Below are 20,401 nucleotides of genomic sequence, written 5' to 3'. Positions count from 1 at the left end.
GGTCGCAGCCCACCCGGTCAAAACAAGGGATCCCAATTTATGAAAACCATCGTCATCTGCTCCGGCGGATTGGACTCCGTTTCGCTTGCGCATAAAATCGCCGCGGAACATGAACTTTTAGCTCTCGTCTCCTTCGATTATGGCCAGCGTCACAGGAAGGAACTGGATTTTGCCGCCGATTGCGCCAGACGGCTCGGCGTGCCGCATCATGTCATCGACATCAGAACCATCGGCGCGCATCTCACCGGTTCCGCACTGACCGACGATGTGGAGGTGCCTGATGGCCACTACGCCGAAGAGACCATGCGCTCCACCGTGGTGCCGAACCGCAATGCCATCATGCTCACCATCGCTTTCGGCCTGGCTGCCGCGCAACAGGCGGAAGCAGTGGCGATTGCCGTTCATGGCGGCGATCACTTCATCTACCCGGATTGCCGGCCGGGCTTCATTGACAGCTTCAACGCCATGCAGGCGCATGCGCTTGAAGGCTATGCTGATGTGAAACTTTTTGCGCCCTACGTCACCGTTTCCAAGGCGGCCATCGTGACCGATGGCGCGAAATATGGAACGCCCTTCGGTGAAACATGGTCCTGTTACAAGGGCGGCTTGCGTCACTGCGGCCGCTGCGGAACCTGCGTGGAGCGGCGCGAAGCCTTCCATCTTGCCGGCGTCACCGATCCGACAGACTATGAGGACCCGGATTTCTGGGTGGCCGCGACCCATGCCTTTGCGGCGCAGGAGGTGCGTTGATGTTCCGCATCACCAAGGAATTTCACTTTTCCGCCTCTCACCAGTTGAAAAGCCTGCCGTCGGATCACCAGTGCAATCGGCTGCACGGGCATAATTACATCGTCGAAGTCGAACTGTCAGGCGAAGAGCTGAACGAGCACGGTTTTGTGCGCGACTATCACGAGCTCGCACCGTTGAAGCGCTATATCGACGATCATTTCGATCATCGTCACCTGAATGATGTCCTCGGCCATGACCGGGTCACGGCGGAATGCCTGGCGAAGCATTTCTATGACTGGTGCAAGGATCGTCTGCCTGAAACCAGTGCCATCCGCGTCAGCGAAACCGCCAAGACCTGGGCAGAATACCGGCCATGACGGCGGCCCGACAAAAGAGTGCAGCGAAGGACACCACGATCCGCATCAGTGAAATCTTCGGCCCGACCATTCAGGGCGAAGGTCTGCTGATCGGTCTGCCGACGGTTTTCGTTCGCACTGGCGGCTGCGACTATCGCTGTTCCTGGTGCGATACGCTGCACGCGGTCGATAGCGATTATCGCGACACGTGGAAACCGATGCCGGTCGATGCAATCTGGCAGGAGGTGCGGCGGCTTTCCGGTGGCGTACCGCTGACGGTCTCGCTGTCTGGCGGCAATCCGGCCATCCAGCCGCTTGGGTCGCTGATCGCAAAAGGGCACGTTGAAGGCTATCGTTTCGCGCTGGAAACGCAGGGCAGTATCGCCAAAAACTGGTTTGCCGATCTCGACCATCTGGTTCTGAGCCCCAAGCCGCCATCGAGCGGCATGGGAACGGACTGGCAGGCTTTCGAAGACTGTCTTGCCGCTGCCGGCGAAGGGCCGCAGGTGGCCCTGAAGATCGTGGTCTTTGACGATGCGGATTACGCCTATGCCAAAGCGGCATCCGCGCGTTTCCCGTATTTGCCGGTTTACCTCCAGCCCGGCAACCACACCCCGCCGCCGCCGGATGATGACGATGCGCGTGTCGATATCGATGGTGTAATGGAGCGGATGTTGTGGCTGGTGGATAAGGTTAGCGACGATCGCTGGTTTTCCGCCCGCGTGCTGCCGCAGCTGCATGTGTTGTTATGGGGGAACAAGCGCGGGGTGTGAAGTTGCGCGGGAGTGAAATTCCACGCTTTAGTTTGCATCCTCAAGAAGCGCACAATGTATTGAGCGAGTGTAAGCCGCTTGTTTCTTCTCCCCCAGTGGGAGACGTCCGCGGCAGCGGGATGAGGGGTCAAGCTCTCCGAAATCCGGCAACGTTGCCCCCTCATCGACCCTTCGGGCCACCTTCTCCCCTCGGCGAGAAGAAACCTGCGGCAAAGTGATGCCGCAGCTTGTTCTCTCACATCAAGCCGAAACGGCCAACTCGCGTCTCTCCCGATCCGCAATGATCGACAGATCGAGTACCTTCTGCAGATTGGCGGCGTGGCGGAAGTCGGGATCGGCGACGCCGCCTTCCATCACGGCCTTGGCGAATTTTTCGTAGTTCGTCGGCACGGGATCGACATCGATCGTCTTCCAGATGGCCTTTTCCACATCCTCGCCGATGCAGGCACGCAGGCTGGAATAGTCGGGCGTGTGAATGACTTCGAGTGCGCCCTTGTCGCCGTGGATGCGCAAACGAAGTTCGTTGAGGTGGCCCGTCGCCCAGCGGCTGGCATGGATGACGCCCATGGCGCCGTTTTCCAGTTCGGCCGTCATGGTGAAGCTGTCATTTGCATCCAGATCGTAAGCGCCGATCTTGTTGCCCTCATATTTGTCGAAGGTCTTCAGCCGAGTGAAGATTCGTTGCACATCGCTGCCTGCGCCATAAGAGGCGAAGTCAAGTATGTGGATGCCGACATCACCCAGCACGCCGTTCGAGCCATGCTTGGTGGAAAGCCGCCACAACCACTTGCTCTCCGTCATCCAGTCGCCCCAGGCCTTGGAAACGAGCCAGCTCTGGAGATAGGAGGCTTCCAGATGGCGAACCTTGCCGATCTTGCCGGCCAGCACCATCTCGCGCGCCGCCTGCAAGGGGGCGACGTTGCGATAGGTGAGATTGACCATGGCAACGAGGCCGGCCTTTTCGGCCGCGTCGGCCATTTCGGCGGCATTCGCGTAGTTTTCCGCCAGCGGTTTTTCGCAGAAAACGTGCTTGCCCGCCGCAAGCAGCTTCAGGCTCGTGGGGTGATGGATGGCATCGGGCGTGACATTCGCCGCCGCATCGAATTCACCCCAGGCAATGGCGTCATCCAGCGAAGTGAAAGAGAGCGGGATGTTATGGCGCAGCGCAAAGGCCCGTGCCACCACGTCGTCCACATCCACCGCCGCAACCAGTTCGACGCCGGGGATCTGAGAGAAATATGTGGCATGGTTGTTGGCCATGCCACCGGTTCCGAGAATGAGAAGTCTCATGCCAGTATCTCCAAGCCCTTACCTGTAACCTGCTTCGCCTGCCTTATGCAGCTTGGGACCACGTTCCTCGATAGGCTCGAGCGCCTTATCGACGGGAACATTCGGCGCGTCGTGAATAGTCTTCAGGGCGCCGACCGGATTATAGGCCCATTTTACAGAATTGCTGATGACCTTCTGCACATTGGCGTCGTGATAGGTCGGATAAGTTTCATGGCCGGGGCGGAAATAGAAGATATTGCCGGCACCACGACGCCAGGTGAGACCCGAACGGAAAACCTCACCGCCCTGAAACCAGGAAATGAAGACGGTCTCGAGCGGCTCCGGTACGGAAAACTGCTCGCCATACATCTCCTCGTTTTCTAGCTCGAAATGCTCGGGCAGGCCGGCGGCGATCGGGTGGCGGGGATTGATGGTCCACAGGCGTTCGCGTTCGCCCGCCTCGCGCCACTTCAGTGCGCAAGGCGTACCCATCAGGCGCTTGAACGGCTTGGAGAAGTGGCCGGAATGCAGGACGATGAGGCCCATGCCTTCCCAGACGCGCTTGGCGACGCGCTCCACAATGTCATCCTGAACTGCGCCGTGGTCCTTGTGGCCCCACCAGACGAGAACGTCGGTCTTGTCGAGACGCTCCTGTGAAAGGCCGTGCTCCGGCTCCTGCAGCGTGGCGGTGGTGGCGTTGATCTCGGGATTTTGGTTCAGCGCGTCGGCGATGGTGTTGTGCATGCCGTTTGGATAGATCGAACGCACCGTCTCATTGATGTGTTCGTGAATATTTTCGCCCCATACAACGGTGTTGATGGTCATTCTCATGCTCCTTGGTGAAAGCCGGCTACTTGGGTTGTCCCGGCGGAAGTTAGGTTCAGGCGGCGCCGCGAGCGGGGTTGCGGGCAATGGCCCGGCCCTCGGCGTCAAAACGGTGGATCTGCGCCGTATCCGGCACGATGGTGATACGCTCGCCCGCCTTGCGGCCGGTCACGCCCTCTTCACGTACGACAACGGGCTCGCCGGCGCCGATCTCGACATAGATGTAGCTGTCCGATCCGAGCATTTCCGAATGCACGATTTCTCCACTCCAACCGCTGCCGTCGCTGGCGATGGTGATGTGTTCCGGCCGGACACCGATCGTTTTTGCGCCTTCTGATTCCGCATACTTGCCTGCCAGGAAGTTCATCTTCGGCGAGCCGATGAAGCCGGCGACGAAGGTGTTGACAGGACTTTCGTAAAGCTCGAGCGGCGTACCGATCTGCTCGACCCGACCGTCGCGCAGGACGCAGATGCGGTCGGCGAGTGTCATCGCCTCCACCTGATCGTGGGTGACGTAGATCATCGTCGTGTCATGCATCGAGCGATGCAGCTTGGCGATCTCGAGACGCGTGGCCACGCGCAGCGCCGCATCGAGGTTGGAGAGCGGCTCGTCAAACAGGAAGACCTTCGGATCGCGCACGATGGCGCGGCCAATGGCGACACGCTGGCGCTGGCCGCCAGAAAGCTGTTTCGGCAGGCGCTCCAGATAGGGCGTGAGCTGCAGCATCTCCGCTGCCGCTTCGACGCGCTTCTTGCGCTGTTCTTTGTCTGCGCCCGACAACTTCATGCCGAAAGCCATGTTTTCGAACACGGTCATGTGCGGATAAAGTGCATAGGATTGGAAGACCATGGCGACGCCGCGTTTGGCGGGCGGCAGGCGGTTTACTGTCTCGCCGTCGAAGGAGAGCGTGCCGCCGGTGATTTCCTCCAGCCCGCATATGAGGCGTAGCAGCGTGGACTTGCCACAGCCTGAAGGGCCGACAAAAACCATGAATTCGCCGGAGCGGATATCCATGTCGATGCCCTTGATGACATCGAAGGCGCCAAAGGATTTGCGAAGATCGCGCAATTGAATGGTGGTCATGATGTTTCTCCTAGCCTTTGACGCCGCCGGCCGTGAGGCCGGAGATGATGCGTCGCTGGAAGATCAGAACGAGGACGACGAGGGGCGCGGTAACGATGACGGACGCGGCCATGATCGTTCCCCAGGGAATTTCGAACTGTGAGCCGCCCGACAGCAGCGCGATGGCGACCGGCACCGTGCGCTGCTCGTTCGATGAGGTGAAAGTGAGCGCGAAGAGGAACTCGTTCCATGCCGCGATGAAGGCGAGGAGCCCCGTCGTGACGAGCGCCGGCCACATCAAAGGCATGAACACCTGTGTGATGATGACCCAGGGCGATGCGCCGTCAACGATGGCTGCTTCCTCGATTTCGATCGGCAGGTCGCGCATGAAGGTCGTCAGCACCCAGACCGTGAAAGGCAGGGTGAAGATCATGTAGGAAAAGATCAGCGCCAAGGGCGTGTTGAAGATGCCCGCCCAGCGGATGAGTTCAAACAGGCCGGCGAGAACGGCGATCTGCGGGAACATCGAAACCGACAGAATGGTGAGCAGCAGCAACGCGCGGCCCCGGAAGCGGACGCGAGCCAGCGCATAGGATGCGGTGACCGCCAGAAACAGCGACAAGATGACGACGGACGATGCGACCAGCAACGAATTGCCGAGATTGCGCAGGAACGTGCCGTTGCCAATGACGAAACTGTAATTGGTGAGCGAAAATTCGCGCGGCCAGTAATTAACCTGGAACAATGCCGAGCCCGATTTCAGACTGGTCAGGATCGCATAATAAAACGGAAATACCGAAATCACCATGATGACGGCGACCAGCGCATAAAAGGCGGTGGTCTTCAGGATGCTGGGCAAGGTCATCGCTGGGCTCCATCGGTGTTGACACGCCCGAGCCACATATAGATGACCGTAATCGAGGCGATGATGAGGAACAGCATGGTGGAGGCGGCGGCGCCATAGGCGAACTTGTCGAAATCGAACAGATTCTCGCGCGCCAGCACCGACATGGTGCGGGTCTGGGCATTATTCGGCGTCAGGATGTAGATGAGGTCGAAAACGCGCATCGCATCCAGCATACGGAAGATGACGGCGACCATCAGGGCAGGGCGGATCATCGGCAGGGTGACGCGGAAGAACACCTTGACGGGGTGGATGCCATCCACCTTGGCCGCTTCATACATGTCCTTCGGCACCATTTGCAGACCGGCGAGAATGAGCAGCGCCATGAAGGGCGTGGTCTTCCAGATGTCGACGATAAGCACGGCGATCATCGCGGTCTCGGGGTTGGCGGTCCAGGCGATCTTGTTGGAAATCAGGCCTAGATTAAGGAACAGGTCATTCAAGATGCCGAACTGGTCGTTCAGCATCCACGCCCACATTTGCGCGGACACGATGGTGGGAATGGCCCATGGCACAAGAATGGCAGCGCGCACGAGGCCGCGTCCCTTGAACTCGGCATTCAGTACCAGAGCGACGATGAGGCCGAGCACGGTTTCGAGGCTGACCGAAACGATGGTGAATTTCAGCGTATTGAGAACCGCCCCCCACCATGCGGGATCGGCAAGAAGGCCTCGATAGATCGTGCGGCCGCTGCTGAGCGTGATCCAGGTGAGATAATTCTTGAGGCCGACGAATTGTGCACCCTCCAGATTGGTGAGCGAGGCGTCGGTGAGGCTGAACCACACGGTGCGCACGAGCGGCCAGCCCGCCACCAGCGCCAGCACGAGAAATGTGGGGGCAAGGAACAGCCAGGCGGATTTCAAGCGTTCCGACTGTAGATCGGAACCTGTGCCGGATGCCGTGACCGGTCTTTGAAGGGCGATGTCGTTCATGGGGATATCTCGCGGTTGGGGCGCGGGAGACGATCAGGCGAGACCGTTCCCGCGCGGGCCGGATTACCAGCCGTTGCCTTTGAGATCGGTCAGTTCAACCTCGAGAAGCTCAAGATTTTCAGCGGCCGTGCCGTTGCCGGAGAGCGTGTTGTGGACCGCACCCCAGAACTTGGCCGAAACCTCGTTATATTTCACCTTGGCCGAGGCGGAAGGACGCGGGACGGCGGTCTGGAAGATCGGCTTCCATGTCGGCATGAAGGGCTGCGCGGCCGCAACATCCTTGTCGTCGTAAAGCGAAGCGATCGTCGGCATGTTGGAAAGCTGAACGGCGCGCATCTTCTGGGTTTCCTTGGATGCGATAAACTTCACGAGCTCGATGGCAGCTTCCTGGTTGGCTGAATATTTGGATACGGCGAGATTCCAGCCGCCGAGCGTTGAGGCCGGTGCCTCGCCCTCGGCGCCAGCCGGGAGCGGTGTTACGCCGAACTTGCCCTTGATGGCGCTGTCGTCGCCATTGCCGAGCGCGTAGGCGTAGGGCCAATTGCGCATGAAGACGGAGTTGCCGGTTTGCCAGACGCCGCGCGCTTCCTCTTCCTTGTACGCAAGCACGCCCTGCGGCGCGATGGTGCCGACCCATCCCTTGGCAGTTTCGATGGCGGCAGCAGCCTTTTCATTGTTGACGGAGATATCGCCATTGCTTTCGACGATATGGCCGCCGCCGGCGGAAGCAATCCATTCTAGGGCATTGCAGGTGAGGCCTTCATAGGCGCTGCCCTGGAAAACAAAACCCCAGAGGTCCTTCTGGCCCGCTTCACGCTCCTTGTCCTGGATTTCCTTCGCGGTTTCGCTCAGCTCCTTCCAGGTTTTCGGCGGTTGCTTGCCGTATTTTTCGAGCAGGTCCTTGCGATAGAACAACGCGGGCGCGTCTGTGAACATCGGCATGGCGACGAGTTTGCCGTCCACGGTTTGCGATGCGACGATGGAGGGGAAATGATCTCCGATGACATCCTTGGTCGCCGCGGTCAGGTCCACGAACTGGTCGGCCAGCTGCGGCGCCCAGATAACGTCCGTCTGGTAGACATCGACATCCTTGTTACCCGCGGCAAGCCACAGCCGGTACTGGCTGAACTGCTCGCTGGAGGATGATGGCATGGTGACGAGATTGACCTTGTGGCCGGTTTGTTTTTCGAAAGCCGCAATGCGTTCTTTGAAGAATGCGACGTTCTTGCCGGTGGAATTGGCGGCGATGGAAATCTCGGCCGCCTGCGCGGAAACGGCGGCGGAAAGTACGCTGCCGCACAGGAACAAAGTCTTCATGGAAATATTCATTGTCAAACTCCTCCGTTGACGCTCCCGATTGTCCTCAAAATTGAAAGCGCTTTTGACTAAAAGGAAGCTCGCAAAAGCCGGGCAATCTGTCAATACTCTTTCTAAACGAGCGAAAATCGGGCGTTTTTGCCTGCAAATTTTCACCATTTGCCTTTCAAGATGATGGACTGTAAGGTTTCAGGTGGGAAGAAATTGAAATCGTTTTCAATTTTGGTCGACTTGAAAAATCCGCAGCGGCGACGCATGCAGGGGCGAATTGGCAAAAAAACATGAAGCTCAAGGAATTTGCAGAAAAGGTCGGCCTGTCGCCCACCACCGTTAGCAGAGCGCTGGGCGGCTATCCCGAAGTGCGTGAGGAAACGCGTCAGCGGGTCATGGAGGCTGCGCTCAAATACGGGTACTTGCCGAATGCCAACGCGGTGCGGCTGGCAACCGGCAGGGCCGGCGCCATCGGTGTCGTTATGGGCCGGTCGGGCGGCGGACATTTCTTTTCGGAATTCATGGGCGGCATGGCCACCCGGCTGGAACGGGAAGAGACCGACATTCTCGTCAGCGTGACAGTCGACAACAATCTCGATGAGGAGCTGGCTATTTTCAGCCGGCTGGCTGCGAGCGGTCGTGTGGATGGCATTATCGTGCACTCACCGCGTCCGGAGGATGAGCGTATCGCGCTGCTCAACCGGCTCGGCGTCCCCTTCATCGTGCACGGGCGCTCAAAGACACCCTTCGAACATGCCTGGCTTGATATCGACAACCATGATGTGACCTATCGTCCGACGATCCATTTTCTCGAGCGCGGCCACCGGCGTATAGCCCTCATCAATGGGCCGGTCGGACGAACCTTCGTACGGGATCGTGAACAGGGTTTCCGCGAGGCGCTGGCTACCCATGGCATTACGCCCGATCCGCGCTTCATGATGAATGAGCACTTCAGCGAAGAGACCGCGTTCCGCTTCGCCCGTTCGCTGCTGGAGCAGACACCGCGCCCGACAGCCTTTGTTGCGGGTGCGATGATGACTGCACAGGGCGTCTACCGTGCTGCGACCCAGATGGGGCTGACAATCGGCAAGGATGTTTCCGTCATCGCCCATGACGATGTGTTTCCTTACCTCACGCCTGAAAGCATGATGCCGCCGCTTTCCACCACCCGCTCGCCCATGCGCATGGCCGGAATAAGGGTGACGGACCTTCTTCTGCAAATCATCGGCGGTCGCCCCGTCCGTGAGGTTCAGGAACTGTGGCCTGTGGAGCTGATTTTGCGAGAATCGGTCGGCCCTGTCTGAGCTTTGGGCCATAGCTCACTGATTCCACTCCATTTTGTGAACGCCGATTGAGAACGTTCGCCTTTCGTCATCTATACGACCGCATCATCTCATGTATAATCGGAAGGGTGTCGGGTTCATGGAACAGAGACCCGGACCGGCGCGTTGAGGGACGTGTCGATGGAGGACGATGGATGTTTGAATTTTTAAAACCGCAACAGCAGCCTGTAATCGATGACGTCGAGGCGACCGGCACCTATGCCGATGCGTTGCTCAACGTAACGAGCCCGGAATTGTCACGTTCCACGGCCCGCGAACACGGGCATGAAGCCCATTCACGCGATTATTGTGAAAATCGCGACATTTCCCGTAGCGCTCTCGGTTTTGCCTGAGCGATCACGAAATCTTCCTCGAAAAAAACGGAACGGACGGACTGCGCCTGCGTTTCCTTCCCACGACCCGCAGGGCGGCGCAACCTGATCCAGAGGACCTTCCCGGCTTTATGACCGGTGGGCGAACTGGGTGTTGCGCCGTCTGAGTGGCAGCATTGCAACGCAGTGTCGCCATAGATAAAGAGCAGCGACTTCCGTGAGGTCCGCCGCGCTGACATCAGGAGACCGCAATGACGACAATTCCGGTCGAGCCCTATCCGGAGCCGCCGATGCCGGTTCCACCCCAGCCCGACATCCCCCCGATCAAAGAGCCGGAGCCCGACCGATTGCCGGACGAGGTACCCACACCCAATCCCGACGAAAACGACGAGCCCCCGAAGGTGTTTTAGGCCGGATCGGGTGACTCGAATTTTTTGCTCACAAAAGGTGAGTGCGCGAGTCCGAAACGCCAGGGATAATCGATCGCTCGGCTGATGCCGATCCGCCTGCCGATGCTGACGGCGGTTGCCGTTTTCGGCAGCTGCAGGAAAAAAGGTGGCGCCTCGAGCGCGGCGCCGTCCATCTCTCCCGTGATGGCCATTGCCTGGCAAAGCCTTCCCGGGCCGGAGCATAGGAGTCTGAGTTTGTCAGTTCCCCGTCGCAGTTTCATCATGTCGATACCGGTTCGCGGTTCGATCGCGCGAAGAAGCACGGCTGAACCCGGGGAACAGACGAAGTTGGCGCACCAGTGAATGCCGTACGACCGGTAGACGTAGAGACGTCCGGCCGGCCCAAACATTGCCCGGTTGCGCGGTGTTTTCCCATTGAAACTGTGCGACGCCGGATCATCTCGATGATAAGCTTCGGTCTCGACGATGACGCCGCCGGTATTGCCGACGCGAAATTCCGCTCCGATGAGCGCGCGGGCCACATCCACTGCGTCGCGAAGGAAAAAACTCTTGTCCATTTCCGGACCAAAGACCTGATTCATCGGAACCCCTTCCACGCTATGTCGTTCTGAAGTGAGCTTTTACTCATTTCCCGCATCGGCCTTGTCGATGAATTCCAGCCGGAGGGCATGTCATGCAACTTTCGACGACTTATGTAAAACGCAATGACGGATCTATCTCCGTCGAGTTTGCCGGCAGCGACGGCGATCACGTTTCGGTTCGCCTTGCCGATGGCCTGGAAGGGATCGATGACGCGGAAGCTATTAAACGGGCGAGCGCCGTGATGGTCCAACTCACCGCATTTGGAACGCGCCAGGGCACCGACGCACCCTCGCAATTTTCCCGCCTTGGAACGGCTCAGAATGATGGAACGCGCGAGCAGGGTGAGCGCGTGCAGGCGAGCGCCCGGACCGCGAGGGACCGTGACGTTCTGGAGGAGGAGCTGGAAGAGGGGCTGGAGGACAGCTTTCCGGCCAGTGATCCCGTCTCGGCGACCGTTACCTCCATCGCCTCGCGAAAAGGGGGGCTGTGACATTGACTGTTCGTAAAGTTGCTCTCGTGACCGGGGCCGGTTCAGGTATCGGACGCGCCGCCGCCCTTCATCTCTCCACGCAGGGTTTTTCGCTCGGGCTGCTCGGGCGCACGCAATCCGAACTGGAGGACGTTGCCGACGACATTACCGCTCGTTCCGGCGCCTCGAAGATTCTCATCGCCGACGTGTCGGATGAGGAGGCCATGCGGAGCGCCGTTGCAGCGCTGGTGGAGGATTTTGGCCGCCTTGACGTCGTGGTGGCCAATGCTGGCGTCAACGGTGTCTGGGCGCCTATCGATGAACTCAAACCCTCGGAGTGGGACGACACGATACGCATCAATCTCCGCGGCACCTATCTCACGGTTCATGCCAGCGTGCCACATCTGAAGGCGGCAGGCGGCGGTTCCATCGTCATTGTCTCCTCGATCAACGGCACGCGCACCTTCACTTCGCCCGGCGCGACCGCCTATTCGGTCACAAAGGCAGGGCAGCTTGCCATGGCCCAGCAACTGGCGCTGGAGCTTGGGCGGCACCGCATCCGTGTCAACGCAGTGTGCCCGGGTGCGATCAAAACGGCAATCGACGAGAATACGAAGATACGCGCACGGGAAAAAACCGAGGTGCCGGTTCGCTTCCCCGCGGGAGATATTCCGGTGACGGGCGGTGTGGCGGGAACGAGCGAGGATGTCGCCGAGCTGATCGGTTTTCTCGCCTCCGATGCGTCCCGCCACGTGACCGGCACACCGGTCTGGATCGACGGCGGCCAGGGGCTTCTCCGCTAGATGCTTCTCCGGCGTCATGCCCGGAGACCATCACGGGCTTGTGTCCCTATGATTAACGAAAGGGTAACGTCTGTTCACGAGACTTTGTCCATGGATGAGGTTGCCGTGTTGTGGCCACCTTCGATAGTTAAGCGTCTGCCGGAAAGGCGGGCAAATCAGGCGGGCAGAAATATCCATGGGTGTGCAGGCTGTGCTGAACTTCGCGGTGGCGGGGTTGCGGCAAAAGTTCAAGACGGGGGCAAAACTGGCTGCGGTCATCGCGATCGGCGGTAGCCTTGCCGCGTGCACCTCAATGGGTCTCGACAGCGTGAAAAAAGACCCGCCGAAGCTGTCGTCCAAGATGATGGCGCAGATGTCAGCCAAAAGCATGCGTCCGGAAAGTCCGGTTCTCGTTCGCATCTTCAAGCAGGAGAGCGAGCTCGAGGTCTGGAAGATCGACAAGACCGGCAATTATGCGTTGCTGAAGACATATCCCATGTGTCGCTGGTCCGGAAAACTCGGGCCGAAGATGAAAACGGGGGACCGTCAGGCGCCGGAGGGTTTTTATCATGTGTCGGCCGGCATGTTGAACCCGAATTCGCAATATTACGTCTCATTCAATCTCGGTTACCCCAACCGGCTGGAATCCGCGCTCGGCTATACCGGCGAGGCGCTGATGGTGCACGGCGCCTGTTCGTCTTCCGGCTGCTACGCGATGACAGACGCGCAGGTGGGTGAGATCTACGCCATTGTCGCGCGTGCGCTGCAGGGTGGGCAGGACCGCTTCCAGGTCCAGGCCTATCCCTTCCGCATGACCGCAAGGAACATGGTGGCGCACCGGAACGATCCCAACATGCCCTTCTGGAAGACGCTGAAGGAAGGTTACGATTATTTCGAGGTGACGCGCCGCCAGCCGAAGGTCTCCGTCTGCGGTCGCCGTTATGTCTTCAATAGTGAATTTGCCGAAGGCGAGCCTGCCGATCCGCTGGCAGCCTGCCCGCCGGCCGTCAACCAGAATGACCCGCTGGTGGCATCGAGGCTGGCCGAGGAGCAACAAAAACTTGCCGCGGCGATGAGCGAGGGAACTTCCGCCCCCCTCAGCGCGTATGTAGACGGCGGCATGCATCCGAGCTTCCGGGCCATACTGAAATCGAGCGGCGCCAAGGCAATGGCATCGCAGGTTTCCGGCACGAAGTACCCTATAAGCCGCCCCGAGGCGGCGCTGGCAGATCCCTTTGCCAGTGTGAGATGACGTAAATGAGGTTTTTCAATTGAACGAGACGATGACGACCCGGCGGGGTTTCCTGCTTGGAGCAGGCGGTTTGGCACTTGCCGGACTTGCGGGTTGCAACACCACGGCACGTGAAACCGCGAGGCCGGCCGCTCCCGCGGAAGATCCGATGTATGCACTGATGTACGGCCCGAAACCGGACGAGCAGTTCCCGCTGCCGGAAATTCCCTATAAGCGCATTCCGCGCCAGTTCCTGCGGCAGATGGTGGCGAACCCGACCGGCGAGCGCCCCGGCGTGATCGTGGTCGATACTGCCAACCATTTCCTTTATCTGACCTATGAAAACGGGCAGGCAATGCGTTACGGCGTGGGGCTTGGCCGCGCAGGCTTCGAGTGGTCGGGCCGCGGCGTCATCCAGTACAAGCGGCAATGGCCGCGCTGGACACCGCCAGACGAAATGATCGCCCGTCAGCCGGAGCTGGAGCCTTATAGCAGCCGCAATGGCGGCATGGAGCCGGGTCTCAAGAATCCGCTTGGTGCGCGTGCACTTTATATCTTCAAGGATGGTAAGGACACGATCTATCGTCTGCACGGCTCGCCCGAATGGTGGACAATTGGCAAATCCGTGTCTTCGGGCTGCGTTCGCCTGCTGAACCAGGACATAGTCGATCTCTACAATCGCGTGCCCGATGGGACGCCGATTGTGGTGACAGCGCTCGGTCCCGCACAGCAGGGTGTGCCGATTGGTCAGGAAGGCGTGCCTGTCGCGCAATATGGCAACGGCGCGGTCGGTGACGGTTTGTCACAGCCGATGCAGACCTACTGACCCAAGAGATGTGGGCCGCCGGCAACGGCGGCCAACCGCGTCGGGCGGTCCGCTGTCGGTATCATTCATGGCGTTGCACCTCGCAGGTAAACGACGCAGCACGTTACCGGTGCCCCGCCGGAACAGCGGGACTTAGCCAGGAAATGTGTTCTGGCACAGCCCTCTAGCCGACTGCGCGGCTCATGGGCAACATTTCATCTAAATGGACCGGACCGGCCATAACCAGAGGCATGCTCGCCTCAAGGCAGGCGGAGATGAATGCTTCCCGTGCCACTTCCGCGGCTTCGAGCCTGGACAGCGCGGCGCGGCATTTTTGCACGGCCCGCTTATAGCGTTCACCACGGCGAAGCGGCCATTCGTTTTCCAGAAAATCCAGGGCGTCGTAAACGCTGAGAAATGATCTCTCAAGGCCGCATTGCATGCGCACCCGAACAGGTGCTCTAAACAAAACTTCCGGGCTGTTCATCTTTACCTCCAATCTTAAACAACCAGATCAAGAAGCCTGAAAAATATTGGGGCGGCGGCGCCCCGGATCAAGATCGGAAACACGAATTTTCGCTGCGCCGATAAGCGTCGGCACCTAGCGTTGTTCTTTATCCTCCCTGTGCGGACAGCGCTTCATCATTCTGTCGATGGCCGCCTTATCACCTGCAAACCGTTCAAACAGTTCTGCCGCCTGCACCAAGCTCAACGCATATACTTCCTGAATCTGTTCGATAGTGTAGTTTCGGGTGTTCGCATCGTTCATTTTTCAGCCGTCCTTCTTGCGATGAACGCGCGGAGGATTATGAAGTTCTGCTGCCGGGATCCGGCCTGAAGAATTTCGCCGGCGCGCCGCCTGATCAACTCGCACGTCTGGGTGCGAGCCTAGCCGTGTCGCGCCAGCTTCTCCATCACACAAAGATCACCAGCAGCCATTTATCGTTAGTTTTTGTCGAGGCCCTGGGCCATTTCCAGATGATGCTGGAGCGCCGGTAGTGTTTTTGCCGCCCACGCCTTCAGCTCCGGATTATCGCCGCCTTCGGCGTAGCGCTTGAAAAGATCAACGGCGTCTTCATGCGCATCGACCTGGTCATCGATATATTCTTCGTTGAACTCGTTGCCGTCGAGTTTTGCGAGGTCGTCTACCTCTTCCTTGTGATCATCTGTCAGAGCGGTGACCGGTGTCCCGTTCACCTTGCCGCCGGATAACAGGGTTTTCAGTTCCGAACTGGTTTTCTCATGCTCGGTGATCATTTGCTGCGCAAAGGCTTTGGTTTCCTCGTTTCCTTTGGTGAGGGCGAGTTTGCTTGATTCAATTTCGAAGATATCGCTTGCCGAGGCCTGCAAGATGAAATCCTCGGTTTTTGGCGCGACGCCGAGTGCGGAATTGACGCCAGTGGATTCCGTCGCGGATTGCGCCAAAGCAGTTCCGGCGACGAGCGCGAACGCGAGGGAAAGAATGGTCTTCATTGTTGAGCCTCCTGATGGTTGAGGCACCACCAACCGTGATGGGCAAGAAATGTTCCTCGGGGCGAAAGAAAAGCCCGCTTGAACGGCTTTGCCGGTTGCAGGAGTTGACGCATCGCCTCGGGATGATGTCCATGCGAGGCGGGCACTCTGTACGGGCCAGAATTCACGGGTCGACTTCGATCCGAATGATGCTATGGTTCATACATTGCCACCAACCGAATTCGTAGGCGGTGGTAACTGAGGGTTACTATGTGCTCCCGCCTGCTTTTTGCGGAGATGCACATATGTTGTATCCGTCAAATTTCGAATAGTGTCTGCTACGACGAATTCTGGTTCGGTGGGCCGCCCGTTTCACATTAGATGAGACGTTGCAGGCCAAACTCGTGGAAAAGACGATACGCAAAACTCTTCAGGATTCTCTGCTGAAGGATGATGGCGCAGCCATCGACCTCGAGTTGCTCGCGACGATGCGCCGGTTGGCGTTATGCGAGTTTGGTGTGAAAGGAGATCAGCAAAATCAGGCGCCGCCGGTTGACGTGGCCGAAGGACGCGGCGCATCCCCGCAATAGCGGTATTTCCGCAGTGATATCTCTCCGATTGCGCCGTAAGGCTGTGCGGAGAACGGTGGCCGGATATCGGCAGTTGATCGCAATTTTCTTTCTTTTCCGTTGGCAGGAATGTTTTTTCCTTTCCGAGATGCAATAGAGCGGTTATTTCCGCGTCAGAAAACGCGCATTTTGCTAGATGTGCGCAGCTATTGACATGACCCGGACCCTTTGATGACGACTGACGTTCCCTGCGCATTGGCGGTTGACGATATCCACAAGAGCTTTGGTTCTCACGAGGTTCTGAAAGGTATTTCGCTCAAGGCGCACAAAGGGGACGTCATTTCCGTCATTGGCTCCTCAGGCTCCGGCAAGAGCACCTTCCTCAGATGCGTCAATTTTCTCGAAGTTCCGGATCGTGGCCGCGTGATCGTGAATGGCGAGGAAGTGGTCGTGAAGTACGGTCGGGACGGCAAGGCCATGCCGCAGAGCTGGCGCCAGGTGGAGCGTTTGCGCACCGGTCTTGGCATGGTCTTTCAGAATTTCAATCTATGGGCCCACCGCACTGTACTTGAGAACATCATAGAAGCCCCGGTGCATGTGATGGGCGTGAAACGTGCGGAAGCCATCGAGAAGGCTGAAGCGCTGCTGCAAAAGGTCGGGCTTTACGCGAAGAAGGATACTTATCCGGCGTTCTTGTCCGGCGGTCAGCAGCAGAGGGCAGCCATAGCCCGCGCGCTCTGCGTGGAGCCGGCGGTGATGTTGTTCGACGAACCCACCTCGGCGCTGGACCCGGAGCTGGTCGGCGAGGTGTTGAAGGTGATCCGTGATCTCGCCGAGGAAGGCCGCACCATGCTTCTGGTGACACATGAGATGCGTTTTGCGCGCGATGTGTCGAGCCATGTCATGTTTCTGCATCAAGGCCGCGTGGAAGAAGAAGGACCGCCGGAACGGGTCTTCGGCAATCCTCTGAGTGCAAGGTGCCGGGAATTCACCGGCGCGCTCGCGAGCTGATTTTTTCGTAACAGGAGATTTAAATGAAATTCTTCGCCTCAATGCTGGCCGGTGCGGCTTTCGCACTGTCCGCTCTCTCCGCCAGCGCAGACGTCCGCTTCGGCGTCATGAACGAAAGCTATCCGCCTTTCTTCGCGCAGGACGCCAGCGGCAAGTGGCAGGGCTGGGAAATCGACCTGATGGATGCCGTCTGCGCCGAGATGAAGGAGAAATGCTCCATCGTCGCGCTATCCTGGGACGGTCTCATTCCCGCGCTTGAGAGCAAGAAATTCGATGTGATCTGGTCTTCCATGTCCAACACGCAGGAGCGCCAGAAGGTGATTGGCTTCACCGACAAATATTACAATACCCCGAGCAAGCTGATCGGGGCCAAGGACGGAAAGCCGGGGGCAACGGCTGAAGACGTGAAAGGCAAGACCATCGGTATCCAGGTCGCCACCATTCAGTCTGCCTATTATGCAAAATATTTCAAGGATGTAGCCGACGAAAAAACCTACCAGACGCTGGATGAGGCGTTTCAGGATCTGGCTGCGGGTCGTATCGATTACGTCTTTGGTGACTCACTTGTTCTCGACACTTTTCTGAAAAGCGATGCCGGCAAGGATTGCTGCGCGGATGCCGGCAATGTTGCTGACGACCCGGAAATCCTCGGACTTGGCGTTTCGGGTGGCGTGCGCAAGGACGACACCGAACTGAAGCAGAAGCTGAACGCCGCCATCGCCGCCGTCCGCGCCAGCGGTAAATATGATGAGATCACCAGGAAGTACTTCAGCTTCGATATCTACGGCGCGAAGTAATCCGGGTCGGGTTCGGCAGATGGCAAGCCTGGATACAATGTTGCAGCTTCTGTCGCCCTATCCTCCGGGATGGGGTGGTACCCTGTTGACGGGTGCTGCAGCGACGCTTGCCATCTCGGCCGGGGCCTATCTCATCGGCATCGTCATCGGCATGTTGGGCGCCTTGGGCAAGCTTTCGGGCAACCGCGTGCTCGAAACCGTCCTCAATCTCTACACCACGCTCATCCGCTCCGTGCCGGAACTGATCCTGATTGTCGGGCTTTATTATGCCGGAACCGACGGGCTCAATCGCCTGCTGCAACTGGCCGGATTGCCGGTGCTCGAGGTCAACGGCTTCATAGCAGCAGTGGCGGTTCTGGGCTTCGTGCAGGGCGCCTACATGACGGAAGTGCTGCGCGGGGCGATAATGGCGATCCCCAACGGCCAGATCGAAGCGGCAAGGGCTTTCGGCATGTCTCCCCTCCTGCGGTTTCGCCGTGTCGTTTTGCCGGCGCTTTTGCCCAATGCCCTGCCGGGGCTTTCCAACCTGTGGCTCGCCGTCACCAAGGACAGTGCGCTTGTCGCCGTTGTGGGGTATCAGGAACTGGCGCTCGCGACCCGGCTCGCCGGTGCAAGTACCAAGCAGTATTTCCTGTTCTTCATGGCTGCGGCCCTGATGTATCTGGCGATCACCCTCGTCTCCAATGTCATCTTCAGGCAGATCGAACGGCACGTGCGCCGTGGTCAGCCCAGTCTGGCGTGAGGGAGATTGGCGATGGATTTTTCCTGGGTCGGGAAATACTGGCCGCTTCTTCTCTCCGGCGCATGGCAGACGATCGCCCTGCTCGTGATCTCCGTCTGCTGCGGTTTCGTTCTCGCCATCGGACTTGCCTTCGCGCAGGTCAGCGGCGGCCGAATGACCCGGCTTCTCGCGCGTGGTTATTGCACCTTTTTTCGGGGCACGCCGCTGCTGATACAGCTCTGGCTGCTCTATTACGGCGTGGGGTCGCTCTTGCCCATGGTGCCGGGGCTGCGGCAAAGCTTTCTGTGGCCGGTGCTGCGCGAAGGTTTCTTTTTTGCGGCGGTCAGCTTCACGCTGAACTACGCAGCCTATGAAGCCGAAGTTCTTCGTGGTGCGTTGCTGGGCGTTCCAAAAGGCGAACTCGAGGCGGGTAGGGCCTTCGGCATGAGCCGCTTCACGCTGGCGCGTCGCATCTGGCTGCCGCGTGCGATCCGCGCGGCGCTCCCGACGATCGCGGGTGAAGTGGTGATGCAGCTGAAAGCCACGCCGCTTGCGTTCACGGTGACAGTCATGGATCTTTATGCCGTCGCGTACAAGGTGCGGCAGGACACGCTGCTGGTCTACGAGCCGCTTTTCGTCGTGACGATTTTTTATCTCATCCTCACCGCCATCATTGCCCGCTGCTTCGGTTTAATCGAGGCGCAGGTGCCGGTGCGCCGATAGTCTATCAAGGAGTTCTCATGAGCGATATTCGTATTCTGGACGGTGGCATGAGCCGTGAATTGCAGCGGCTGGGCGCTGAGCTGAAGCAGCCCGAGTGGTCGGCGCTCGCGCTCATCAACGCCCCGGACATCGTCCGCCAGGTGCATGCGGAATTCATCGAGGCCGGCGCGGATGTGGTGACCACCAATTCCTATGCGCTGGTCCCTTTTCATATCGGCGAATACCGATTCGACAAAGAAGGTGCTTCACTGATCGCCCTTTCCGGTCGCCTGGCGCGTGAAGCGGCGGAGGCTTCGAAACGTAACGTGACCGTGGCCGGCTCGCTTCCTCCGATCTTTGGTTCCTACGAGCCAGAAAATTTCGATCCCTCTCGCGTTCAGGACTATCTGAAGGTGCTGGTCGAAAATCTTCAGCCACATGTGGATGTCTGGCTTGGAGAGACCCTGAGCCTTATCGCTGAGGGTGAGGCGGTGCGGCAGGCGGTGGCCGAGACGGGCAAGCCTTTTTGGATTTCCTTCACGCTGAACGACGAACCTGCTCAAGTGAACGGTGCGGAGCCGAAGCTGCGTTCCGGCGAGACCGTGCGCTCCGCCGCCGAATGGGCCGCCGGATCAGGTGCCGCAGCGCTGCTCTTCAACTGCAGCAAGCCGGAAGTGATGAGGGCTGCCGTGGAAACCGCATCCGCCGTCTTCAAGGAAAAGGGTGTTGCTCTGGATATTGGCGTCTATGCCAATGCCTTCGAAGGCGAACAGGGCGACTCCGCCGCCAATGAGGGGCTGCACGGCACGAGAGCGGATCTGACGGATGATGTCTATTCCCGCTTCGCCTGCTCCTGGGCAGATGCAGGCGCCACCCTGATCGGCGGCTGTTGCGGTATTGGCGCTGCGCATATCCATACGGTTGCCGATACGCTTCGCCGGCGTGGCACTAGCAGAACGATCTGAAAAGAGAGCCCCTTGTCGAAAAGGCGCGTCCATCGCCAGCCGCCTGGCCAAGCTCAAGCGCCGGTCCCGGCCGCATGGTCATCTGACAGGGC

26 protein-coding genes are annotated in these 20,401 nt (G+C 59.0%); 16 read left to right on the top strand and 10 right to left on the bottom strand.

The features are described 5' to 3' along the window. The first annotated feature begins 39 nt into the window (after positions 1 to 39). Genes queC through queE form a run of 3 tightly spaced genes read left to right on the top strand, consistent with a single transcriptional unit; the run spans position 40 to position 1,858 of the window. Positions 40 to 750 carry a 7-cyano-7-deazaguanine synthase QueC gene (gene queC / locus BLU28_RS12810; protein ID WP_004438501.1) on the top strand — a complete coding sequence of 237 codons (711 nt, stop codon included), beginning with the start codon at positions 40 to 42 and terminating at the stop codon, positions 748 to 750. Further along, a complete protein-coding gene (queD, locus tag BLU28_RS12805; RefSeq protein ID WP_004438504.1) occupies positions 750 to 1,106 on the top strand; it encodes a 6-carboxytetrahydropterin synthase QueD in 357 nt (118 codons plus the stop codon). Before queC ends, queD begins: the two co-directional genes overlap by 1 nt. Next, a complete protein-coding gene (queE, locus tag BLU28_RS12800) occupies positions 1,103 to 1,858 on the top strand; it encodes a 7-carboxy-7-deazaguanine synthase QueE (protein WP_077986410.1) in 756 nt (251 codons plus the stop codon). Before queD ends, queE begins: the two co-directional genes overlap by 4 nt. A gap of 240 nt (positions 1,859 to 2,098) precedes the next feature. On the opposite strand, the gene BLU28_RS12795 is transcribed toward queE, so the two are convergent. The 6 genes from BLU28_RS12795 to BLU28_RS12770 all read right to left on the bottom strand — a co-directional run bounded on the left by BLU28_RS12795 (position 2,099) and on the right by BLU28_RS12770 (position 8,180). After that, positions 2,099 to 3,148, bottom strand: a complete 1,050-nt coding sequence (locus BLU28_RS12795; RefSeq protein ID WP_004438510.1) for a Gfo/Idh/MocA family protein — start codon at positions 3,146 to 3,148, stop codon at positions 2,099 to 2,101. 18 nt (positions 3,149 to 3,166) lie between these two features. Continuing rightward, the gene (locus BLU28_RS12790) at positions 3,167 to 3,952 is read right to left on the bottom strand and encodes a ThuA domain-containing protein (RefSeq protein WP_077986409.1); all 786 of its coding nucleotides are present in this window, start codon (positions 3,950 to 3,952) and stop codon (positions 3,167 to 3,169) included. Positions 3,953 to 4,007: 55 nt separating this feature from the next. Further along, a complete protein-coding gene (locus tag BLU28_RS12785) occupies positions 4,008 to 5,036 on the bottom strand; it encodes an ABC transporter ATP-binding protein (RefSeq protein ID WP_060942155.1) in 1,029 nt (342 codons plus the stop codon). Positions 5,037 to 5,046: 10 nt separating this feature from the next. Then, a complete protein-coding gene (locus tag BLU28_RS12780) occupies positions 5,047 to 5,880 on the bottom strand; it encodes a carbohydrate ABC transporter permease (RefSeq protein WP_004438518.1) in 834 nt (277 codons plus the stop codon). Further along, positions 5,877 to 6,851: a carbohydrate ABC transporter permease gene (locus BLU28_RS12775; protein ID WP_004438520.1), complete on the bottom strand. Its 975-nt coding sequence runs from the start codon at positions 6,849 to 6,851 to the stop codon at positions 5,877 to 5,879. The genes BLU28_RS12780 and BLU28_RS12775 overlap by 4 nt, the downstream gene beginning before the upstream one ends. A gap of 63 nt (positions 6,852 to 6,914) precedes the next feature. Beyond that, positions 6,915 to 8,180 (bottom strand): ABC transporter substrate-binding protein, encoded by a 1,266-nt coding sequence (locus BLU28_RS12770; protein ID WP_004438522.1) that lies wholly within the window; start codon positions 8,178 to 8,180, stop codon positions 6,915 to 6,917. A gap of 269 nt (positions 8,181 to 8,449) precedes the next feature. Between BLU28_RS12770 and BLU28_RS12765 the strand changes: the two genes are divergently transcribed. The 3 genes from BLU28_RS12765 to BLU28_RS12755 all read left to right on the top strand — a co-directional run bounded on the left by BLU28_RS12765 (position 8,450) and on the right by BLU28_RS12755 (position 10,223). Beyond that, positions 8,450 to 9,463, top strand: coding sequence for a substrate-binding domain-containing protein (locus BLU28_RS12765; protein WP_022563634.1), 1,014 nt, complete (start codon positions 8,450 to 8,452; stop codon positions 9,461 to 9,463). Positions 9,464 to 9,636: 173 nt separating this feature from the next. Continuing rightward, positions 9,637 to 9,834 (top strand): hypothetical protein, encoded by a 198-nt coding sequence (locus tag BLU28_RS12760; RefSeq protein WP_022563635.1) that lies wholly within the window; start codon positions 9,637 to 9,639, stop codon positions 9,832 to 9,834. 230 nt (positions 9,835 to 10,064) lie between these two features. Next, positions 10,065 to 10,223 carry a hypothetical protein gene (locus BLU28_RS12755; RefSeq protein ID WP_004438532.1) on the top strand — a complete coding sequence of 53 codons (159 nt, stop codon included), beginning with the start codon at positions 10,065 to 10,067 and terminating at the stop codon, positions 10,221 to 10,223. On the opposite strand, the gene BLU28_RS12750 is transcribed toward BLU28_RS12755, so the two are convergent. Further along, positions 10,220 to 10,804, bottom strand: a complete 585-nt coding sequence (locus BLU28_RS12750) for a DNA-3-methyladenine glycosylase (protein ID WP_022563636.1) — start codon at positions 10,802 to 10,804, stop codon at positions 10,220 to 10,222. The genes BLU28_RS12755 and BLU28_RS12750 overlap by 4 nt on opposite strands. Positions 10,805 to 10,896: 92 nt before the next feature. On the opposite strand from BLU28_RS12750, the gene BLU28_RS26325 reads away from it, so the two are divergent. From BLU28_RS26325 to BLU28_RS12730, 4 genes are all read left to right on the top strand, one after another. Next, positions 10,897 to 11,295, top strand: a complete 399-nt coding sequence (locus BLU28_RS26325) for a hypothetical protein (RefSeq protein ID WP_022563637.1) — start codon at positions 10,897 to 10,899, stop codon at positions 11,293 to 11,295. Then, positions 11,292 to 12,077, top strand: a complete 786-nt coding sequence (locus BLU28_RS12740; protein WP_004438541.1) for an SDR family oxidoreductase — start codon at positions 11,292 to 11,294, stop codon at positions 12,075 to 12,077. Before BLU28_RS26325 ends, BLU28_RS12740 begins: the two co-directional genes overlap by 4 nt. 175 nt (positions 12,078 to 12,252) lie before the next feature. After that, positions 12,253 to 13,308 (top strand): L,D-transpeptidase family protein, encoded by a 1,056-nt coding sequence (locus BLU28_RS12735; protein WP_022563638.1) that lies wholly within the window; start codon positions 12,253 to 12,255, stop codon positions 13,306 to 13,308. A 19-nt stretch (positions 13,309 to 13,327) separates the two neighbouring features. Next, positions 13,328 to 14,113: a L,D-transpeptidase gene (locus tag BLU28_RS12730; RefSeq protein ID WP_022563639.1), complete on the top strand. Its 786-nt coding sequence runs from the start codon at positions 13,328 to 13,330 to the stop codon at positions 14,111 to 14,113. 163 nt (positions 14,114 to 14,276) lie between these two features. Here the strand turns inward: BLU28_RS12730 and BLU28_RS12725 are convergent, their stop codons facing one another. The 3 genes from BLU28_RS12725 to BLU28_RS12720 form a co-directional block, all read right to left on the bottom strand. After that, positions 14,277 to 14,579: a DUF982 domain-containing protein gene (locus BLU28_RS12725; protein WP_022563640.1), complete on the bottom strand. Its 303-nt coding sequence runs from the start codon at positions 14,577 to 14,579 to the stop codon at positions 14,277 to 14,279. A 114-nt stretch (positions 14,580 to 14,693) separates the two neighbouring features. Beyond that, positions 14,694 to 14,861, bottom strand: a complete 168-nt coding sequence (locus tag BLU28_RS26320) for a hypothetical protein (RefSeq protein ID WP_022563641.1) — start codon at positions 14,859 to 14,861, stop codon at positions 14,694 to 14,696. Positions 14,862 to 15,037: 176 nt separating this feature from the next. Further along, on the bottom strand, positions 15,038 to 15,565 hold the full coding sequence (locus tag BLU28_RS12720; protein WP_004438555.1) for a DUF4142 domain-containing protein: 528 nt from the start codon (positions 15,563 to 15,565) through the stop codon (positions 15,038 to 15,040). A gap of 368 nt (positions 15,566 to 15,933) precedes the next feature. On the opposite strand from BLU28_RS12720, the gene BLU28_RS12715 reads away from it, so the two are divergent. The 6 genes from BLU28_RS12715 (at position 15,934) to BLU28_RS12690 (ending at position 20,309) form a co-directional block, all read left to right on the top strand. Continuing rightward, on the top strand, positions 15,934 to 16,134 hold the full coding sequence (locus BLU28_RS12715) for a hypothetical protein (RefSeq protein ID WP_022563642.1): 201 nt from the start codon (positions 15,934 to 15,936) through the stop codon (positions 16,132 to 16,134). Positions 16,135 to 16,344: 210 nt separating this feature from the next. Further along, on the top strand, positions 16,345 to 17,124 hold the full coding sequence (locus tag BLU28_RS12710; protein WP_022563643.1) for an ABC transporter ATP-binding protein: 780 nt from the start codon (positions 16,345 to 16,347) through the stop codon (positions 17,122 to 17,124). Between the two features lie 23 nt (positions 17,125 to 17,147). Continuing rightward, positions 17,148 to 17,921 carry a transporter substrate-binding domain-containing protein gene (locus tag BLU28_RS12705; RefSeq protein WP_022563644.1) on the top strand — a complete coding sequence of 258 codons (774 nt, stop codon included), beginning with the start codon at positions 17,148 to 17,150 and terminating at the stop codon, positions 17,919 to 17,921. A 19-nt stretch (positions 17,922 to 17,940) separates the two neighbouring features. Then, a complete protein-coding gene (locus tag BLU28_RS12700; RefSeq protein WP_022563645.1) occupies positions 17,941 to 18,663 on the top strand; it encodes an ABC transporter permease in 723 nt (240 codons plus the stop codon). 12 nt (positions 18,664 to 18,675) lie between these two features. Continuing rightward, on the top strand, positions 18,676 to 19,365 hold the full coding sequence (locus BLU28_RS12695; RefSeq protein ID WP_022563646.1) for an ABC transporter permease: 690 nt from the start codon (positions 18,676 to 18,678) through the stop codon (positions 19,363 to 19,365). Positions 19,366 to 19,382: 17 nt separating this feature from the next. Continuing rightward, on the top strand, positions 19,383 to 20,309 hold the full coding sequence (locus tag BLU28_RS12690; protein ID WP_022563647.1) for a homocysteine S-methyltransferase family protein: 927 nt from the start codon (positions 19,383 to 19,385) through the stop codon (positions 20,307 to 20,309). Positions 20,310 to 20,401: the final 92 nt, after the last annotated feature.

This window comes from Agrobacterium pusense, assembly GCF_900102105.1.
GTDB classification, from domain to species: Bacteria; Pseudomonadota; Alphaproteobacteria; order Rhizobiales; family Rhizobiaceae; genus Agrobacterium; species Agrobacterium pusense.
Note: the sequence above shows the minus strand (reverse complement) of the source record. Positions and strands in the feature narration are given on the sequence as shown.

Excerpts from the sequence above, each read along its gene's own strand:
- queE (WP_077986410.1), top strand. The coding sequence starts at position 1,103 with ATGACGGCGGCCCGACAAAAGAGTGCAGCGAAGGACACCACGATCCGC.
- BLU28_RS12785 (WP_060942155.1), bottom strand. The coding sequence starts at position 5,036 with ATGACCACCATTCAATTGCGCGATCTTCGCAAATCCTTTGGCGCCTTC.
- BLU28_RS12770 (WP_004438522.1), bottom strand. The coding sequence starts at position 8,180 with ATGAATATTTCCATGAAGACTTTGTTCCTGTGCGGCAGCGTACTTTCC.
- BLU28_RS12765 (WP_022563634.1), top strand. The coding sequence starts at position 8,450 with ATGAAGCTCAAGGAATTTGCAGAAAAGGTCGGCCTGTCGCCCACCACC.
- BLU28_RS12700 (WP_022563645.1), top strand. The coding sequence starts at position 17,941 with ATGGCAAGCCTGGATACAATGTTGCAGCTTCTGTCGCCCTATCCTCCG.
- BLU28_RS26320 (WP_022563641.1), bottom strand. The coding sequence starts at position 14,861 with ATGAACGATGCGAACACCCGAAACTACACTATCGAACAGATTCAGGAA.
- BLU28_RS12780 (WP_004438518.1), bottom strand. The coding sequence starts at position 5,880 with ATGACCTTGCCCAGCATCCTGAAGACCACCGCCTTTTATGCGCTGGTC.
- BLU28_RS12710 (WP_022563643.1), top strand. The coding sequence starts at position 16,345 with ATGACGACTGACGTTCCCTGCGCATTGGCGGTTGACGATATCCACAAG.
- BLU28_RS12720 (WP_004438555.1), bottom strand. The coding sequence starts at position 15,565 with ATGAAGACCATTCTTTCCCTCGCGTTCGCGCTCGTCGCCGGAACTGCT.
- BLU28_RS12775 (WP_004438520.1), bottom strand. The coding sequence starts at position 6,851 with ATGAACGACATCGCCCTTCAAAGACCGGTCACGGCATCCGGCACAGGT.
- BLU28_RS26325 (WP_022563637.1), top strand. The coding sequence starts at position 10,897 with ATGCAACTTTCGACGACTTATGTAAAACGCAATGACGGATCTATCTCC.
- queC (WP_004438501.1), top strand. The coding sequence starts at position 40 with ATGAAAACCATCGTCATCTGCTCCGGCGGATTGGACTCCGTTTCGCTT.
- queD (WP_004438504.1), top strand. The coding sequence starts at position 750 with ATGTTCCGCATCACCAAGGAATTTCACTTTTCCGCCTCTCACCAGTTG.
- BLU28_RS12760 (WP_022563635.1), top strand. The coding sequence starts at position 9,637 with ATGTTTGAATTTTTAAAACCGCAACAGCAGCCTGTAATCGATGACGTC.
- BLU28_RS12755 (WP_004438532.1), top strand. The coding sequence starts at position 10,065 with ATGACGACAATTCCGGTCGAGCCCTATCCGGAGCCGCCGATGCCGGTT.
- BLU28_RS12725 (WP_022563640.1), bottom strand. The coding sequence starts at position 14,579 with ATGAACAGCCCGGAAGTTTTGTTTAGAGCACCTGTTCGGGTGCGCATG.
- BLU28_RS12695 (WP_022563646.1), top strand. The coding sequence starts at position 18,676 with ATGGATTTTTCCTGGGTCGGGAAATACTGGCCGCTTCTTCTCTCCGGC.
- BLU28_RS12790 (WP_077986409.1), bottom strand. The coding sequence starts at position 3,952 with ATGACCATCAACACCGTTGTATGGGGCGAAAATATTCACGAACACATC.
- BLU28_RS12705 (WP_022563644.1), top strand. The coding sequence starts at position 17,148 with ATGAAATTCTTCGCCTCAATGCTGGCCGGTGCGGCTTTCGCACTGTCC.
- BLU28_RS12750 (WP_022563636.1), bottom strand. The coding sequence starts at position 10,804 with ATGAATCAGGTCTTTGGTCCGGAAATGGACAAGAGTTTTTTCCTTCGC.
- BLU28_RS12735 (WP_022563638.1), top strand. The coding sequence starts at position 12,253 with ATGGGTGTGCAGGCTGTGCTGAACTTCGCGGTGGCGGGGTTGCGGCAA.
- BLU28_RS12795 (WP_004438510.1), bottom strand. The coding sequence starts at position 3,148 with ATGAGACTTCTCATTCTCGGAACCGGTGGCATGGCCAACAACCATGCC.
- BLU28_RS12690 (WP_022563647.1), top strand. The coding sequence starts at position 19,383 with ATGAGCGATATTCGTATTCTGGACGGTGGCATGAGCCGTGAATTGCAG.